Consider the following 14,626-nt stretch of genomic DNA (forward strand, 5'->3'; position numbering starts at 1 on the left):
GCGTCTTTGCGAACGCCCTTCGAGGCTGCGGGGATGCGTGGTGAGGCGTGGGGACGCCTCGGACATTCGTGACATAGGGGAAGAGCGGGTAGGCATGAGGGCGTTTGACGCACGGTCAGTTGTGCTGCCTGACACCAGACGGCCGGCTGCGGCACATGACGCAAAAGTGACGCCCGGCACGTACAACCCTGACGGGGGGGAACGTGTCCAACTGGCGTGGCAGAGGTTCTCGACTTCCAAGCGGCGACCCGCGGTACGGCTCTACGGCCGCCCCGTCCGTCGCTCCGACCCCGCATGCCCGGCGCGCCCGGCGGCATGCCGGTGATCGCGCCCATGCCCGCAGCGCGGCCCGCCCGCATACCGAATCAGCGTGACGGCGCCGACTACGCCGAGGACACAGCGGCGGCCGGTACGACCGTCGACCACCTCACCGAGACCTACCGCGCGCACTACCGCTCGCTGCTGGGTCTCGCCGCCCTCCTGCTCGACGACACCGCCTCCTGCGAGGACGTCGTCCAGGAGGCGTTCATCCGCGTGCACTCGGCACGCAAACGGGTCCGCGACCCCGAGAAGACGCTCGCCTACCTGCGCCAGACGGTCGTCAATCTCTCCCGCTCCGCCCTGCGCCGCCGCATCCTGGGCCTCAAGCTCCTGTCCAAGCCGATGCCCGACATGGCGAGCGCCGAGGAGGGCGCGTACGACCAGCTGGAGCGCGACTCCCTGATCAAGGCGATGAAGGGCCTGCAGCGCCGCCAGCGCGAGGTCCTGGTGCTGCGCTACTTCGCGGACATGACCGAGGCGCAGGTCGCCGAGACGCTCGGGATATCCCTGGGCTCGGTGAAGGCGTACGGCTCCCGCGGTATCGCGGCCCTCCGTGTCGCGATGGAGGCACCGGCATGAACAAGGACGGCGAGGGACGTGATTCCCATGACCGCCATGAGCCCTTCGCATGGCACGAGCCGACGGCAACACAAGAGCAAGAGCACAGGCAATCGCACGCTGGGAACGGAACTGTGAACCACGGCCCCGACGACCAGAGCCCCGTGGACGGGCTCGACTCGGACGAGCTGGCTCTGCGCAGGATGCTGCACCAGGCGGTGCAGGCGGTCGAAGCGCGCGACGGCACGCTGGACCACCTGCGGCGGGCCGTACCCGCACGGCGGGCCCGCAAGCGGCAGGCCGTCGTAGGCATGGCGGCCGCCGCGCTGTTCATCGGCACCGCCGTCCCGGCCCTCGTGCACGTCTCCAACTCCACCGGCTCCGACGTCAACCCGTCCGTGGCCGGCCAGGCCTCGCAGGCCCAGGGCGGGGCGAGCCAGGGAAAAAACGCGGACGGCAGTGAGAGCACGGCCGGCGGCAACCCGGGCAAGTCCCCGGGCAAGGGCAAGGGCGACTCGAAGGGCGACGGCAAGGGCAAGGGCACCGCTACCGGCACGGGCAGCAGCGCCGGCATCGACCCCTCGGCCACCAGCGCCGCCGGTGCCCCCGTGTGCACGGCCGACCAGCTCGGTTCGCCCACAGACTCCGTCGCCGCCCCCGACGCCGGGGGCGCGGTCTACGGCACCTTCCGCGTCGTCAACATCTCGACCTCCGCCTGCACCGTGGGCGGCGTGGGCACCGTGAGCACGCTCGCGCAGGGCGCCGCGGACGCCACCAAGATCTCCACGGCACGCCATGTGTCCGGGGACGCGGCGGCCGGCCTGCCCGCCCCGTCGACCGAGATCACCGGGCTGCAGCTGCAGCCGGGCGCGGCCTACGAGGTGAAGTTCGCCTGGATCCCCTCGGAGACCTGCCCCACCACGGGCGGCACCCCCGGCGGCACCACCGACGGCGGCTCCACCCCCAGCCCGACCCCGACCCCCGACGCCGGCAGCTCGTCCGGCACCACCTCCACCGGCACGGACAGCGGTGTCACCACCCAGATGATGACGGCGGACGGCACGGCGGACGGCAGCGTGATCGTGTCCCACACGACGGAGGCAGGATCGCCCACCGTGTCGGCGACGGTGTCCAACGCGTGCGCGGGGCAGGTCATTTACACCGGGGTGCTGGCCGGGGCGTAGGCGCTCCGCTGGTAGTGCCGCGCTGTGCCGTCGATCGACTGCGACGCCATCGTGGCTGGTCGCTCCCCCACTCTCGGCTTCGCTCGAGCGGGGGGGGGGGGGGGGCCCCACCAGCACCAACCCCATCGCCGCATCCCGCGCGAACTCCGCCTCGCGCCGCAGCAACCGGAACCACATGAAGACCACAAACCCGGCGAAGACGAACCACTCCCCGGTGTAGCCGAGGTTCTGGAACGCCTTCAGATCCAGTCCGGAGTCCGCGGGCGCCGTAGCCGGCACGGCAGTCATCCCGGCATCGGCCTTGTCCAGCGTGACCCACGCGTCATACACGTCGTACGGCACCAGATTCACCAGCGACGCCGAGCTGATCGCCGCGGTCTGCCCGGACGGCAGGCCGCCCTGGGCGCTCACCCCGTTGTCCCCCGGCGTCTCGGACGCCTGCAGCGCACCGGTGACGGTGACCACGCCGGTCGGCGCCGCGGGCACCTTCGCCGGGTCCGCGGCACCCGGCAGCCAGCCCCGCACCACGGGCAGCGCCTTGCCGCCCTCGGTACGCAGCAGCGTCAGGACGTAGAAACCGCGCTTGCCGTCGAGCTGCCGGTCCGGGACGAGCAGCTGCTTGCCGTACCGCCCGGTCGCGGTGGCCTGTCTGCCGGAGGTCGCCTTGTCCACAGGCAGCAGCTCCCGCAGCGGCCGGGCCGCCTCGTGCCGGTCCGTCGTGACCTGCTCGGTCGCGTCCCGGTGGGCCTGCACCCGGTCCTCGAACCGGCTCAGCTGCCACGATCCCATGAAGATGCAGAAGGGGATGGCGAGCAGCACGAAGACGTTGATCCCCCACCAACGGGGCGTCAGCAGAAACCGGTACACGCCTTCAACGGTACGGGGCGGCCGCGCAGGGCTCGGCCGCGGGGGTTCGGACCATCAGGCCTTGGCGGCCCTCAGCGAGTACATCAGCGGAATCCGCGGCCGGTCCGCCGGAAGACGGAAGTAGCCGTCCCGCTGCTCGAAGGCCTCGAACCGCCGGAACAGCGAGACGTCGTGCTCGTGCAGGAACTCGATGCGCAGCCCCGCCGCGGCGAGCGCGGAGACGACCTCGCCGAGCGGGTGCGTCCACTGCACGGTCCGGTTGTGGACGGTGGCGGTGCTCTCCGCCGCGTACGTGCCGGGGAGGTCGTAGACCTGCGGCTCGCGGTCGAAGTAGTCCCGCACGACCCGCGAGCCGGTCTCGTCGTCGAGGACGTCGGTCAGCGGATGGAACTCGGCGAGATAGAGGAACCCGCCCGGCGCCACGAGTCCGGCGGCCGTCTCGGCCCAGCGCCGGATGTCGGGCAGCCAGCACAGCGCGCCGGTGCCGGTGTAGACGATGTCGTACGAGGGCTCCGGCAGCGCCGAGGCCGCGTCGTACACGTCGGACGTGACGAACTCCGCCCGCTCGGGTCCGAGGCCGAGGCCGGCGGCGAGATCGCGGGCGACCGCGACGGCCGGTTCGGAGAAGTCCAGGCCGACGACGCGGGTGGCGCCGTGCCGGGCCCAGGACAGGGTGTCGGTGCCGATGTGGCACTGCAGGTGCAGCAGCGACTTGCCGGTCACGTCGCCGACCTCGGCCAGCTCGAAGGGGCGCAGGGGGTCCTTGCCGGCCCGGAAGCCGTCGAGGTCGTAGTAGTCGCCGGCGGTGTGCAGCGGGACCCTCTCGTCCCAGTTGGCGCGGTTGGACTCGCGCCAGTCGGCGGGGGAGCGGGAATGGCTGGGAGAGGACATGAGTCGAGCTTCCTGACCTGCTTGGACGTGCGTTCGGTAAATGCCCGGTAGAAGTTATCCACAGGCTGGGGCCCCCGCCAGCGAATTGTCTGTGGGGGCAGGCACTATGGGGCCATGACTGAGAGCAACGGGTCGGCCGCGCCGGAGCGGAACGAGGACATGCCGGACTGGGAGAAGCGCTTCAGGGCGCCGCGGGTGTCACTGCCCGACTGGGCGGAGGACGCACCGGACCGCTCCCTGTTCGTGTCGAACGCGACGGGGACGTACGAGCTGTACGCCTGGGACCGGGCCACGGGCGGACAACGCCAGGTCACGGACCGGCCGAACGGCACGACGGACGGCCTTCTCACCCCCGACGGCGCATGGGTCTGGTGGTTCGACGACAAGGACGGCGACGAGTTCGGCGTCTGGCGCAGACAGCCCTTCGACGGCGGCGAGGACGAGCTCGCGGCACCCGGCCTGGAGGCCTCCTACCCGGCGGGCCTGGCCCTCGCCCGGGACGGCCGCACGGCGATCGTCGGCCGCTCCACGGACGAGGACGGTACGACGATCCATCTCGCGCGCGTGGGCGAGGACCCGGTGGAGATCTACCGCCACCGCGAGTCGGCGGGCGTCGGCGATCTCTCCCACGACGGTTCGCTGATCGCCATCGAGCACACGGAGCACGGCGACGCCATGCACTCCGCGCTGCGCGTCCTGCGCCCCGACGGCACGGCGGTCGCCGAACTGGACGACACCAAGGGAGGCACGGACGAGCTGGGCCTGGAGGTTCTGGGCTTCGCCCCCGTCGAGGGCGACACCCGGCTGCTCATCGGCCACCAGCGCCGCGGTCGCTGGGAGCCCCTGGTCTGGGACGTGGCGACCGGCGAGGAGACCGACCTGGCCCTGGAGCTGCCCGGCGACGTGAGCGCCGAGTGGTATCCGGACGGCACCGGCCTGCTCATCGTGCACAGCTTCGAGGCCCGCAGCGAGCTGTTCCGGTACGACCTGGCGAGCCGCGCCCTGACGGAGATCCCCACCCCGCCCGGCACGGTCTCCGGCGCGACGGCCCGCCCCGACGGCAGCGTGGAGTACCTCTGGTCCTCGGCCGCCGAGCCGTCGGCGGTCCGCTCGACCACGGGCGGGGTGGTCCTCGACCCGCCCGGCATGAAGTCCCCGGGCTCGGTGCCGGTGGAGGACGTGTGGGTGGACGGCCCCGGCGGCCGTATCCACGCCCTGGTCCAGAAGCCGGCGGGCGCCACCGGCCCCCTGCCCACCGTGTTCGACATCCACGGCGGCCCCACCTGGCACGACAGCGACGCCTTCGCGGCCGGCCCGGCGGCCTGGGTCGACCACGGGTACGCGGTGATCCGCGTCAACTACCGCGGCTCCACCGGCTACGGACGCGCCTGGACCGACGCCCTCAAACACCGCGTCGGCCTCATCGAACTGGAGGACATCGAGGCGGTCCGCGCCTGGGCGGTGAACTCCGGCCTCGCGGACCCCGACCGCCTCGTCCTCACCGGCGGCTCCTGGGGCGGCTACCTCACCCTCCTCGGCCTCGGCACCCAGCCGGGCGCCTGGACGCTCGGCATCGCGGCGGTCCCGGTCGCCGACTACGTCACGGCGTACCACGACGAGATGGAGGCCCTGAAGGCCATGGACCGCACCCTCCTCGGCGGCACCCCCGAGGAGGTCCCCGAACGCTTCGAGGCCTCGTCCCCCCTCACCTACGTCGACCAGGTCAGATCCCCGGTCTACATCTCGGCCGGTGTCAACGACCCCCGCTGCCCCATCCGCCAGATCGAGAACTACGTCAAACGCCTCGAAGCCCGCGGCGCCACCCACGAGGTGTACCGCTATGACGCGGGGCACGGTTCGTTGGTGGTGGACGAGAGAATCAAGCAGGTCCGGCTGGAACTGGAGTTCGCGGAGCGGTACCTGGCCTGACGGTGGCTCCTCGGCGCCGGGCAGGCATTTTCAGCCCGTCGTGGGGGTCCCCCCGCTCGAGCGAAGCCGAGAGTGGGGGAGTTTGAGGACGAGGCCCGTTCAGGGCCGAAGCGGAGGTCTGGGGGCGGCAGCCCCCAGCAACGCCCGCTCGGGCGGCCGCCGCCCCAGCAGCTCCGCCAACCCCCGCCGAGTAGCCGCCAGCACAACCCGGTCAGAGCCCTTCAGCACCCGGTCCTCCGGCAGATCCCACACCAGCCCCGGCCCCCGTACGTCCTCGTACGCCTCCTCCGCCGCCGGCTCCTCCCGGCGGCCACCCGCAGCCCCCGTATCCAGCGCCAACACCCGCCAAGCCCCCGCCCGAAACGCCTCCGCAACGGTCTTTCCCTCCAGCTGCGGATGCCCGGCCACATTCATCGCGGCGAACAGCAACACCCGCCGCTCCACCGGAATCGCCCCCAGAATCTGCCGCCCCATCATCGCCCCGGCAAATGCGGGCGCCGCCAGATGAGAAACACTCCGGCTCCGCGTGGACGCACGCGGATGAGCAGCCCGCAGTGTCCGGTACACGGCGGTCGCGAAGTCGTCGTCGTACAGCCGCAGCACGACCCGCAGATCGGGCCGCACGGACCGCGCGTACAGCGCGGCCTCGAGATTCGTGGTGTCCGCGCTGGTCACCGCCAGCAGCGCATGGGCACGGTGGATCTTGGCGGCCTCCAGAACGCCTTCCTGGGTGACGTCCCCGAGCACCACAGGAACCCGCAACCGCCGCGCCGTGGCCAGCCCCCGGGCATCGGGATCGGACTCGACGCACACCACGGGGATGTGCAGTTCCCGCAGCCTGGTCAGCACCCGTGTACCGATCTTGCCGAGACCGAGGAGGACCACATGCCCGCCCAGCCCCCGCGGCGGCTTCCGCAGCGCGGAAGCGGTCCGGAAGGTGCCCAGCGCCTCCAGCACCGCGGCCAGCAGAACCGGCAGCAGCAGCAACCCCGTCAGCCCGGACAGGAGTTGGAGGATCTGCCGCCCGATGGACGCCCCGATGGCCGGGTTGTCGATGGCGAAGAGATCGAGCAGCGTCAGATAGAACGCGCTCAGCGGATGCATCCCCGTCACCAGCCACAACGCCACCGCGAGCGCGACCACGCACCCGACCATGCCCGCCAGCGACCACCGAAGCCGCCGCGAGAACAGCGAGGAGAACGCCACGGCCCCGCGGGCCGGGGGCAGTTGGGGCCCGGCGTAGGACACCTGCTCCAGTACGACGGTGCCGCGGCCGGTCGCGGCGCGGACCGCCGCCGCGTCGGGCAGCAGCTCCGGCCCCTGCTCGCCGCCGCTGTCGGCGCCGTCCGCGGACAGCAGCGCCAGCGTGGCCAGCCCCGGCCGGGCCAACTGACCGACGAGCGGCGTCCGTTCCACCGCCCGCAGCAGCAGCCCGTCGGTCTGTACGACCTTGCTGGTGCCGGCGACGGCGGTGGCGGCCAGCGCGGGCGCGGCCGTATCGGCGTCGGAGAGCACGGTGGTGGAGGTGTCGCTGCCGGCGGAGGCGCCGTCGCCGGTCGCCAACGCGGCGGCCTGGTCGAGGAGTTCCTCGATGTGCTGGCCGAGCCGACGGTTGTAGAGCCTGAGGACGAGCCGCAGCCGGGGGTTGAGCCGGCGGGCGGTGAGGGCGGCGCGGATGTTGGTCTCGTCGTCGTCGTACACGAGCGCCAGCGCGGCGGCCCGCTCCACGCCCGCCGCGCCGAGCACCTCCTCGGTCGCCTCGGCGGCCTCCACGACCTGGGCGTTTCCGACGGGTTCGGCGGCGCCGCCGTTCGCCCGGTTGACGGCCGCGTTCACCATGCGGTCGAAGAGTGCCGCTGTCGTCGCCCGCGCGCGCCCGACCACCGGCGGTCGCACCCCGCGGTCGGCGGGCGGCACCACGAGCGTGACCTGTTCGCCGTACACCCCCCGCAGTTCGGCGGCCAGCCGATGCGCCAGTCCGTCGTCGCCGCACACCACCATGTGCGCCGACACCTCACCACTTGCCACACCTTGATTCGGAACGCTCCCCACGAGTGAGAAGACTGCCTCACCGGGAGAGGTGGTTCCAGAAGCAACAGGCATGAGCCATCAAGTCACTGAACGGGCGCACCTTCTCCACCGTATGGAAGGGGAGGGAAACCAGCGCCCTTCCCCACCACCGGAGGTACCACACCCGTGGCCATCACCAAAGCAGCCCCTACGGGGGCGGACAGCCATGAGCCGGTGGACGGCCTTCCCGCCACGAGATCACCCGACCCGAATCCTTCCGACCCGAAACCGTCCGAGTCGAAGTCCCCCCTCGTCCTGACCATGCTCCTGCTTCTGCTGGTGCTGCTGCAGGGCCCCATCCGCGGGGCGCTCTCCGCACCCGTCATGCAGAGCTGGATGACGGTGTTCGTGGCCGTGCTCGTGCAGGCGCTGCCCTTCCTCGTCCTAGGGGTGCTGCTGTCGGCGGCGATCGCGGTGTTCGTACCGGCGTCGTTCTTCGCCCGGGCGCTGCCGAAGCGGCCCGTGCTGGCGGTCCCGGTCGCCGGGCTGGCGGGCGCGGTGCTGCCGGGCTGCGAGTGCGCGTCGGTGCCGGTGGCAGGCGCGCTGGTGCGCCGGGGCGTCACCCCCGCCGCGGCCCTCGCCTTCCTCCTCTCCGCCCCGGCGATCAACCCGATCGTGCTGACGGCGACCGCGGTCGCCTTCCCCCGCAACCCGGAAATGGTCCTCGCCCGTTTCGTCGGCAGCCTGCTGGTGGCGTGCGTGATGGGCTGGCTGTGGCAACGCCTCGGCCGCACCGACTGGCTGCGCCCGCCGGAGCGCCCGCACTACGAGGGCCAGAGCAAGGGGGCCGCCTTCTGGGGCTCGGTCCGCCACGACGTGATGCACGCGGGCGGCTTCCTGGTCATCGGAGCGATGGCGGCCGCGACGCTCAAGGCGGTCGCCCCCGCGAGCTGGCTGCGCACGGCGGCGGCCAACCCGCTGGTCGCGATCCTGGCCCTGGCGATCCTCGCCGTCCTGCTGTCCATCTGCTCGGAGGCGGACGCGTTCGTGGCGGCGTCGCTGACCCAGTTCTCGCTCACGGCCAAGCTGGCGTTCCTGGTCGTGGGCCCCATGATCGACCTCAAGCTGTTCGCGATGCAGGCGGGCACCTTCGGCCGGGGCTTCGCCCTGCGCTTCGCCCCTGCCACCTTCGCCCTCGCGATCGCGGGCGCGGTCCTGACCGGGGCGGTGCTGCTGTGAACCGGCAGGCACAGGCGGCGGTCCTGTTCCTCACGGGTGCGGCCCTGCTGCACGCGGGCTTCACCAACCTGTACCTGCGGTACGTCAAGGCGGGGCTGCAGCCGCTGTTGCTGCTGTCCGGCGGGGTTCTGATCGCGGCGGCGCTGGCGACGGTCTGGTACGAGTGGCGGGGGCGGAAGGAAAACCGGGGCGAGGGACACGGCCACGATCACGGCGACGGTCATGTCCACCGCGAACCCCGCGTCTCCTGGCTCCTCGTCCTCCCTCTCCTCGCGCTCATCCTGGTCGCCCCGCCGGCCCTCGGCTCCTACAGCGCCATGCGCACCGGTACGGCCCTGCAGCAGCCGTACGGCTACAACCGGCTGCCCGCGAGCGGCCCGCTCGACCTCACCGTGGTCGACTACGCGAGCCGCGCGGTCTACGACCACGGCCGTTCCATCGACGGCCGCCAGATCAAGGTCACCGGATTCGTCGCGCTGGACCGTAGCGGCAGCCCGTACCTGGTCCGGATGGCCCTCAACTGCTGTGCCGCGGACGCCCAGCCGGTGAAGATCGCCCTGACCGGCACGATCCCGCCGGTCCTGCAACCGGACAAGTGGCTGCAGGTGACCGGTACTTACACCGCCAAGCAGACTAAGGACCCCGTCAACAACGGCCCGATCCCGTACCTCCGCGTCACCGCGGCGACGCCGGTGCCGACGCCGAAGGACCCGTACGACGAGTCCTGGAACAACTGACCCTGGATATCTGATGGTCAGTCAGTTAACGTCCCCTGCTGTACGGCCTGAACGCAGGTGAGGGAAACGGGTGAACGAAGGGGTGAGCGCAGTGGAGACGACGACCCGTCCCGCCAGTCCGCAGCCGACCGGGGCTCCCCGCTGGGTCGCGCAGTTCCACCGGCCCTCCTCGGCCTCCTGGGAGGTGTGTGCGGAGTCCCCGCACCGTGCTCCGGTGGAGTACGCGCTCGGCGAGATGGCCCACACGGTGCGGGCACGCGGCAGCGACCTCGTGGTCAGCCTGTGGGGTCCGAAGGACGGTGCCTGGCAGCGCTTCGACGTGTCGACCGCGAACGCCGCGACGCCCGAGCCGCCGTCCGCCGGCCCCGAGGAGCCGAGCACGCTGACGGAGCGGATGAGCGGCCGGCGGCAGCAGGTGCTCCTGGCCGGGCTGAGCAAGGCAGGGCTCTACGACCTCGCCCCGGACGACCACGCAGCCGTACAGGCCCTCGTCGAGCAACTCGACGAGACCACGGTGCGCAAGGTCGCCCAGTGGCTGACCGCCGGAAGGGCATGAGAATGCCCGACCGCTGGCGACGGGGGATGCACCAGCGATCGGGCTGTGGCCAAGCGTAACAAGGCCGCGGGCCCGACGGGAGTCGGCTGTTCCGCCGCGTCGCGGGGATGTGGCCGGGATCACTGGGTAGGCCCCGTTGACCAGGGGCTGTCACCAGGGCTTCCACCAGCTCGGACTATTGACCGCACGGAGGTTTGTACGAGAGCCGTGGCAGATATTCGTGCCATTTCTCCGGTGTCAGAACGCCCTGTGTGGTCGAGCAGATGTGCCGGATCGCGTCGTCCGTGTCCAGGTTCCACAGCCGTACGGTGTCGGCGCCGCTCGACACCCCCAGCAGATGGCTCCTGGGGCTGAACGCCAGGAAGTTGCCGGTCTTGGCGTTGGGGCTCATGGACTGCCCGATGGGGGCGGCCCCGGAGGGGTCGGCCACGTTCCAGAGGCGGACGGTGTTGTCGTTGCCGCCGCTGGCCAGGGTGCGGCCGTCCTGGCTGAGGGTGAGCGACACGACCGCTTCGGTGTGACCGGTCAGGGGGCTGCCGGCCTCGGTCGCCTCGCGGGGGTCGGTGACGTTCCACAGCCGGACCGTGTCGTCGTCGCTGCCGCTGGCCAGCGTGCGGCCGTCGGGACTGTAGACGAGGACGTTGACCGGTCCGCCGTGCCCGGTGAGCGGTGTGCCGAGGGGGGAGACACGGCGGGGGTCGGTGACGTTCCAGAACCGGATGGTGGCGTCCGCGCTGCCGCTGGCGAGGGTATGGCCGTCCGGACTGAAGACGAGGCTGTTGATGTAGCCCTTGTGACCGGTGAGCGGTGCGCCGAACCTGACGGCGCGGGACGGGTCGGCGACGTTCCACAGCTGGATGGTGCGGTCGTCGTAGGGGCTCGCCAGGATGCGTCCGTCCGGGCTGAAGGCCAGCGCGTCGGTGCCCGTGAAGCGGGTCCGTATGGTGAGGGGAGTCCTGTGGGAGACCGGCCGGGTCGGGTCGGTGACGTTCCACAGGTACAGCTTCCCGCGTCCGTTCATCACGGCGAGCGTGTGGCCGTCGGGGGAGAAGACCAGCTGGCGCTGGCCGCCGTCCGCGGGCATGAACGGTTTGCCCATGGCCACGGGCCGGCCGGGAACCTTCACGTTCCACAGCCGGATCCGCCCGTCGCGCGCGGCCATGGCGAGCACCTGCCCGTCCGGGCGGAAGGCCCCGAAGGCGCCGACCATGTCCGAGGTCGGCACCGACCACAGGCGGACCTTGCTGTCGCCGCTGCCGGTGGCGAGGGTGCGGCCGTCGGGGCTGAAGCCCACGGCGTACATCTCCCCGCTGCTGCCCGCGAGCGGCTCGCCGACCTGGGAGGGGGAAGCCGGGTCGCTGACGTTCCACAGACTCGCCGTGCTGTCCGCGCTGCCGGCCGCGAGCATGCCGCCCTTCGGGCTGAAGGCCACGGACCACACGGGACCGGTGTGGCCGGTGAGCGGCGAGCCGAGCTCGGTGGCGTGGCGCGGGTCGGTGACGTCCCACAGCCGGATGGTGTCGTCAGCGCTGCCGCTGGCGAGGGTGTGGCCGTCGGGGCTGAAGGCCACCGAGTGCACCGTGTCCGCGTGGCCCTTCAGCACGGTGTCGATCGGCTTCGGACGGCGCGGATCGGCCATGTCCCACAGCTTGATCGTGTTGTCGTCGCCTCCGGCTGCCAGCAGGTGTCCGTCGGGGCTGAAGGCCACGGACCGCACGGCCGCGGAGTGGCCGGTCAGGGCACCGAGCGGCTTCGGACGGCCCGGGTCGGTCATGTCCCACAGCCGTACGGTGTGGTCCTCGCCGGCAGCGGCGAGCGTGCGGCCGTCCGGGCTGAAGGCGAGCAGATAGATCGTGCCGGTGTGGCCGGTCAGGGGCGTGCCGAGCGGCCTGGGGTGGGCGGGATCCCGTACGTCCCACAGCCGGACGGTGCCGTCGTCGCCCGCGCTGGCGAGGGTGTGGCCGTCCGGGCTGAAGAGCGCGGTGCTCACCCAGCTGGTGTGGCCGGTGAGCGGCTTGCCCAACGGTTTCGGGTGCGAGCGGTCGCTGACGTCCCACAGCCGGACCGTGCGGTCGTAGCTGGCGGTGGCCAGGAGCTTGCCGTCCGGGCTGAACGAGGTGAGGTAGACGGCACCGGTGTGGCCGAGCAGCGGCGTGGCCAGCGGCGCGTTCACGATCGAGACCAGCCGGTTGTTGGTGCCCGCGTCGTCCGGCCGCAGATCATGGGCGACCAGGTCCAGCTGGGCGGAGAGCGAGGGGTCGGTGTACTGGACGCGGTCGGCCTCGGCGACCACCTGCTCGAACACCGCGTCGTTGCGCTGCTGCCAGGCGAGGACCGCCGCGCCGACGGCCAGGACGGACAGGACGACCAGCGCGGACACCGCCCCGCGCCGCATCACGAGGGTGCGCTTGCGCAGCCGTACCGAAGCGGCCAGGAACTCCACCGCGCTGCGGGTCAGGAAGGTGTCGCCGGCGGACTTCGCCCAGGTGCGGGCCTGGGCCAGCCGCGAACCCCGGTACAGCAGCGAGGAGTCGCGGTCCGAGCCCTCCCAGGCCCGGCCGTCCTCCTCCAGCTGCTGGCGCAGCAGATGGTCGTTGCGGCCCTCGTCGATCCAGTCGCGCAGCCGCGGCCATGCGGTCAGCAGCGCCTCGTGGGTGATCTCCACGGTCTCCGCGTCGAGCGTCACCAGCCGGGCGCGGACCAGCGCCTCCAGCGACTCCTCGGTCTTGCCTGGATCCGTCGACTCCTGCGCCAGCTGACGCCGGGTCCCGCGACGGCGGGTGGCCTGGGTGTCCTCGTTCAGCCGGACCAGCCGCAGCAGCAGCAGCCGCGCGGCCGTACGCGCCGGCGGGTCGAGGCTCGACCAGGCGCGTTCGGCGGTCGCGGCCACCGCGCCCTGGATCCCGCCCGCGGCCCGGTAACCGGCCAGCGTCAGCCGCCCCGCCTTACGTCGCTGCCAGGTGGCGAGCAGCGCGTGCGAGAGCAGCGGCAGCACCCCGGCGTCGTGCGCCCCGCGGGGCCCGTCGGCGCTCACCTCCCGGACGATCAGCTCCGCGAGACCCGGTTCGAGTTCGAGGCCCACGGCCTTGGCCGGACCGGTCACCGCCTCGCGCAGCTCGGCCGTGCTCAGCGGCCCGAGCACCATGTGCCGGTGCTGCAGCGCGTCGGCGAGTTCGGGATGGCGCAGGCACTGCTCGTAGAAGTCGGCGCGGATACCGAGGACCACGAGCAGGGCGGCCGGGTCGTCCGGTCCGGCAGCCGAGCACGCGGCGTGCAGGACCTGGACGAACGCGTGCCTGCTCGCTTCGTCGGCGCAGAGGGTGAAGGCCTCCTCGAACTGGTCCACGATGAGGACCGGACGCTCGCCGGAGGGCGCCTCGCGCCGGGCCCACTCGGCGACGGCACCCCGGACGGCGTGCGCGAACGCGGGAGTGCCGGGTTCCGTTGCCGCGGAGCCGTCCGCCTTGGACATGACGGGTACGAGCTCGGGGATGCACCGGGTCAGCTCGCCGACGGGATCGGCACCCGGCACGAGCTGGACGACCGTCCTCGGCCGGTTGTCGTCGTCGCCGAGTGCGCCGTTCTGCGCGGCGGGCACCAGCCCGGCGTTGAGCAGGGACGACTTCCCCGCCCCGGAAGCACCGACGAGCATGACGAGACCACCGGTCTTCTCCGCCGCGTGCAGCTGGTCGACGAGGGCGTTGGTGCTGCGCTCCCGGCCGAAGAACCACCGGGCGTCCTGCTGCCGGTAGGAGGCCAGCCCCCGGTACGGACACACACTGGGGACGGCCGGATCCTCGACCGGAGGCCGCTCGTCCGCTTCGGCGGCCGCCGCGGGACGGTCACCGGCCGGGTCGGCCAGCGCACGCTCCCACAGCCGCTGCCACTGACCCATGTCGTACAGCCCGGCGGAGACCGGCGTGGGCCGGGCGCGCCGGGCCTGAGGTACCAGGACGTGCAGCACCGCGGCGAGTGCGGCGAACTGGGCCGGCACGTTCTTGGCCCGTCGCCAGTCGCTGATGCGCTGGGCGGAGACCCGTACGGGCCGCCCGCGCTCGTCCACCCGCTGAAGCTGTACGACCGCCTCGGCCACCCGGGCGAGAGGAGGGTTGCCCGCCTCCTTGTACAGCAGAGCGAGCCGCTCCGCGAAGGCAGTACGTGCCCCTGAGTCGGATCCCAAGGCCTCCACCCCTTACTCCCCCCGCGCTTGGACATCCGGACCGGAAAACTCACTTTATACGGCTGACCTGCGGCGAAAGCCTCCGGACCGGCACCGGAATCTCCTCACCGGAAGCCACAGCTGGCAGGATCACGATGCAAGGGCGAGCCCGTCG

9 protein-coding genes and 1 pseudogene are annotated in these 14,626 nt (G+C 72.1%); 6 read left to right on the plus strand and 4 right to left on the minus strand.

Annotated features, from left to right (window positions below; translation table 11 throughout):
• The first annotated feature begins 294 nt into the window (after positions 1–294).
• A complete protein-coding gene (locus IH68_RS0132885) occupies positions 295–900 on the plus strand; it encodes a SigE family RNA polymerase sigma factor (RefSeq protein WP_107057559.1) in 606 nt (201 codons plus the stop codon).
• Positions 901–1,013: 113 nt separating this feature from the next.
• Positions 1,014–2,063 (plus strand): hypothetical protein, encoded by a 1,050-nt coding sequence (locus IH68_RS0132890; protein ID WP_030942282.1) that lies wholly within the window; start codon positions 1,014–1,016, stop codon positions 2,061–2,063.
• Between the two features lie 114 nt (positions 2,064–2,177).
• On the opposite strand, the pseudogene IH68_RS53810 reads toward IH68_RS0132890, so the two are convergent.
• Together IH68_RS53810 and IH68_RS0132900 are read right to left on the minus strand one after the other, a co-directional pair.
• Positions 2,178–2,930, minus strand: a pseudogene (locus IH68_RS53810) (SURF1 family protein); the annotation flags it as partial.
• Between the two features lie 54 nt (positions 2,931–2,984).
• Positions 2,985–3,821, minus strand: coding sequence for a class I SAM-dependent methyltransferase (locus IH68_RS0132900; RefSeq protein ID WP_030942285.1), 837 nt, complete (start codon positions 3,819–3,821; stop codon positions 2,985–2,987).
• A 114-nt stretch (positions 3,822–3,935) separates the two neighbouring features.
• Here IH68_RS0132900 and IH68_RS0132905 point away from each other — a divergent pair, with 114 nt between their 5' ends.
• Positions 3,936–5,750: a prolyl oligopeptidase family serine peptidase gene (locus IH68_RS0132905; protein WP_030942287.1), complete on the plus strand. Its 1,815-nt coding sequence runs from the start codon at positions 3,936–3,938 to the stop codon at positions 5,748–5,750.
• Between the two features lie 99 nt (positions 5,751–5,849).
• On the opposite strand, the gene IH68_RS0132910 is transcribed toward IH68_RS0132905, so the two are convergent.
• Entirely contained in the window at positions 5,850–7,751 is a 1,902-nt protein-coding gene (locus tag IH68_RS0132910; RefSeq protein ID WP_030942289.1) for an NAD-binding protein, read from the minus strand.
• A gap of 195 nt (positions 7,752–7,946) precedes the next feature.
• On the opposite strand from IH68_RS0132910, the gene IH68_RS0132915 reads away from it, so the two are divergent.
• From IH68_RS0132915 to IH68_RS0132925, 3 genes are all read left to right on the plus strand, one after another.
• The gene (locus IH68_RS0132915; RefSeq protein ID WP_030942291.1) at positions 7,947–8,999 is read left to right on the plus strand and encodes a permease; all 1,053 of its coding nucleotides are present in this window, start codon (positions 7,947–7,949) and stop codon (positions 8,997–8,999) included.
• Positions 8,996–9,736, plus strand: a complete 741-nt coding sequence (locus IH68_RS0132920) for a TIGR03943 family putative permease subunit (protein ID WP_030942293.1) — start codon at positions 8,996–8,998, stop codon at positions 9,734–9,736. The genes IH68_RS0132915 and IH68_RS0132920 overlap by 4 nt, the downstream gene beginning before the upstream one ends.
• 91 nt (positions 9,737–9,827) lie before the next feature.
• Positions 9,828–10,292 carry a hypothetical protein gene (locus IH68_RS0132925; protein WP_037885630.1) on the plus strand — a complete coding sequence of 155 codons (465 nt, stop codon included), beginning with the start codon at positions 9,828–9,830 and terminating at the stop codon, positions 10,290–10,292.
• Positions 10,293–10,467: 175 nt separating this feature from the next.
• On the opposite strand, the gene IH68_RS0132930 is transcribed toward IH68_RS0132925, so the two are convergent.
• Positions 10,468–14,481, minus strand: a complete 4,014-nt coding sequence (locus tag IH68_RS0132930) for a WD40 repeat domain-containing protein (RefSeq protein ID WP_030942297.1) — start codon at positions 14,479–14,481, stop codon at positions 10,468–10,470.
• Positions 14,482–14,626 lie beyond the last annotated feature (145 nt).

The sequence above is a fragment of the Streptomyces sp. NRRL S-646 genome (genome assembly GCF_000720765.1).
In the GTDB taxonomy this organism is placed as follows: Bacteria; Actinomycetota; Actinomycetes; order Streptomycetales; family Streptomycetaceae; genus Streptomyces.

What these genes read in the sequence shown, in the direction of transcription:
- IH68_RS0132885 (WP_107057559.1), top strand. Translation starts at nt 295, where the DNA reads ATGCCCGGCGCGCCCGGCGGCATGCCGGTGATCGCGCCCATGCCCGCA.
- IH68_RS0132905 (WP_030942287.1), top strand. Translation starts at nt 3,936, where the DNA reads ATGACTGAGAGCAACGGGTCGGCCGCGCCGGAGCGGAACGAGGACATG.
- IH68_RS0132910 (WP_030942289.1), bottom strand. Translation starts at nt 7,751, where the DNA reads ATGGTGGTGTGCGGCGACGACGGACTGGCGCATCGGCTGGCCGCCGAA.
- IH68_RS0132900 (WP_030942285.1), bottom strand. Translation starts at nt 3,821, where the DNA reads ATGTCCTCTCCCAGCCATTCCCGCTCCCCCGCCGACTGGCGCGAGTCC.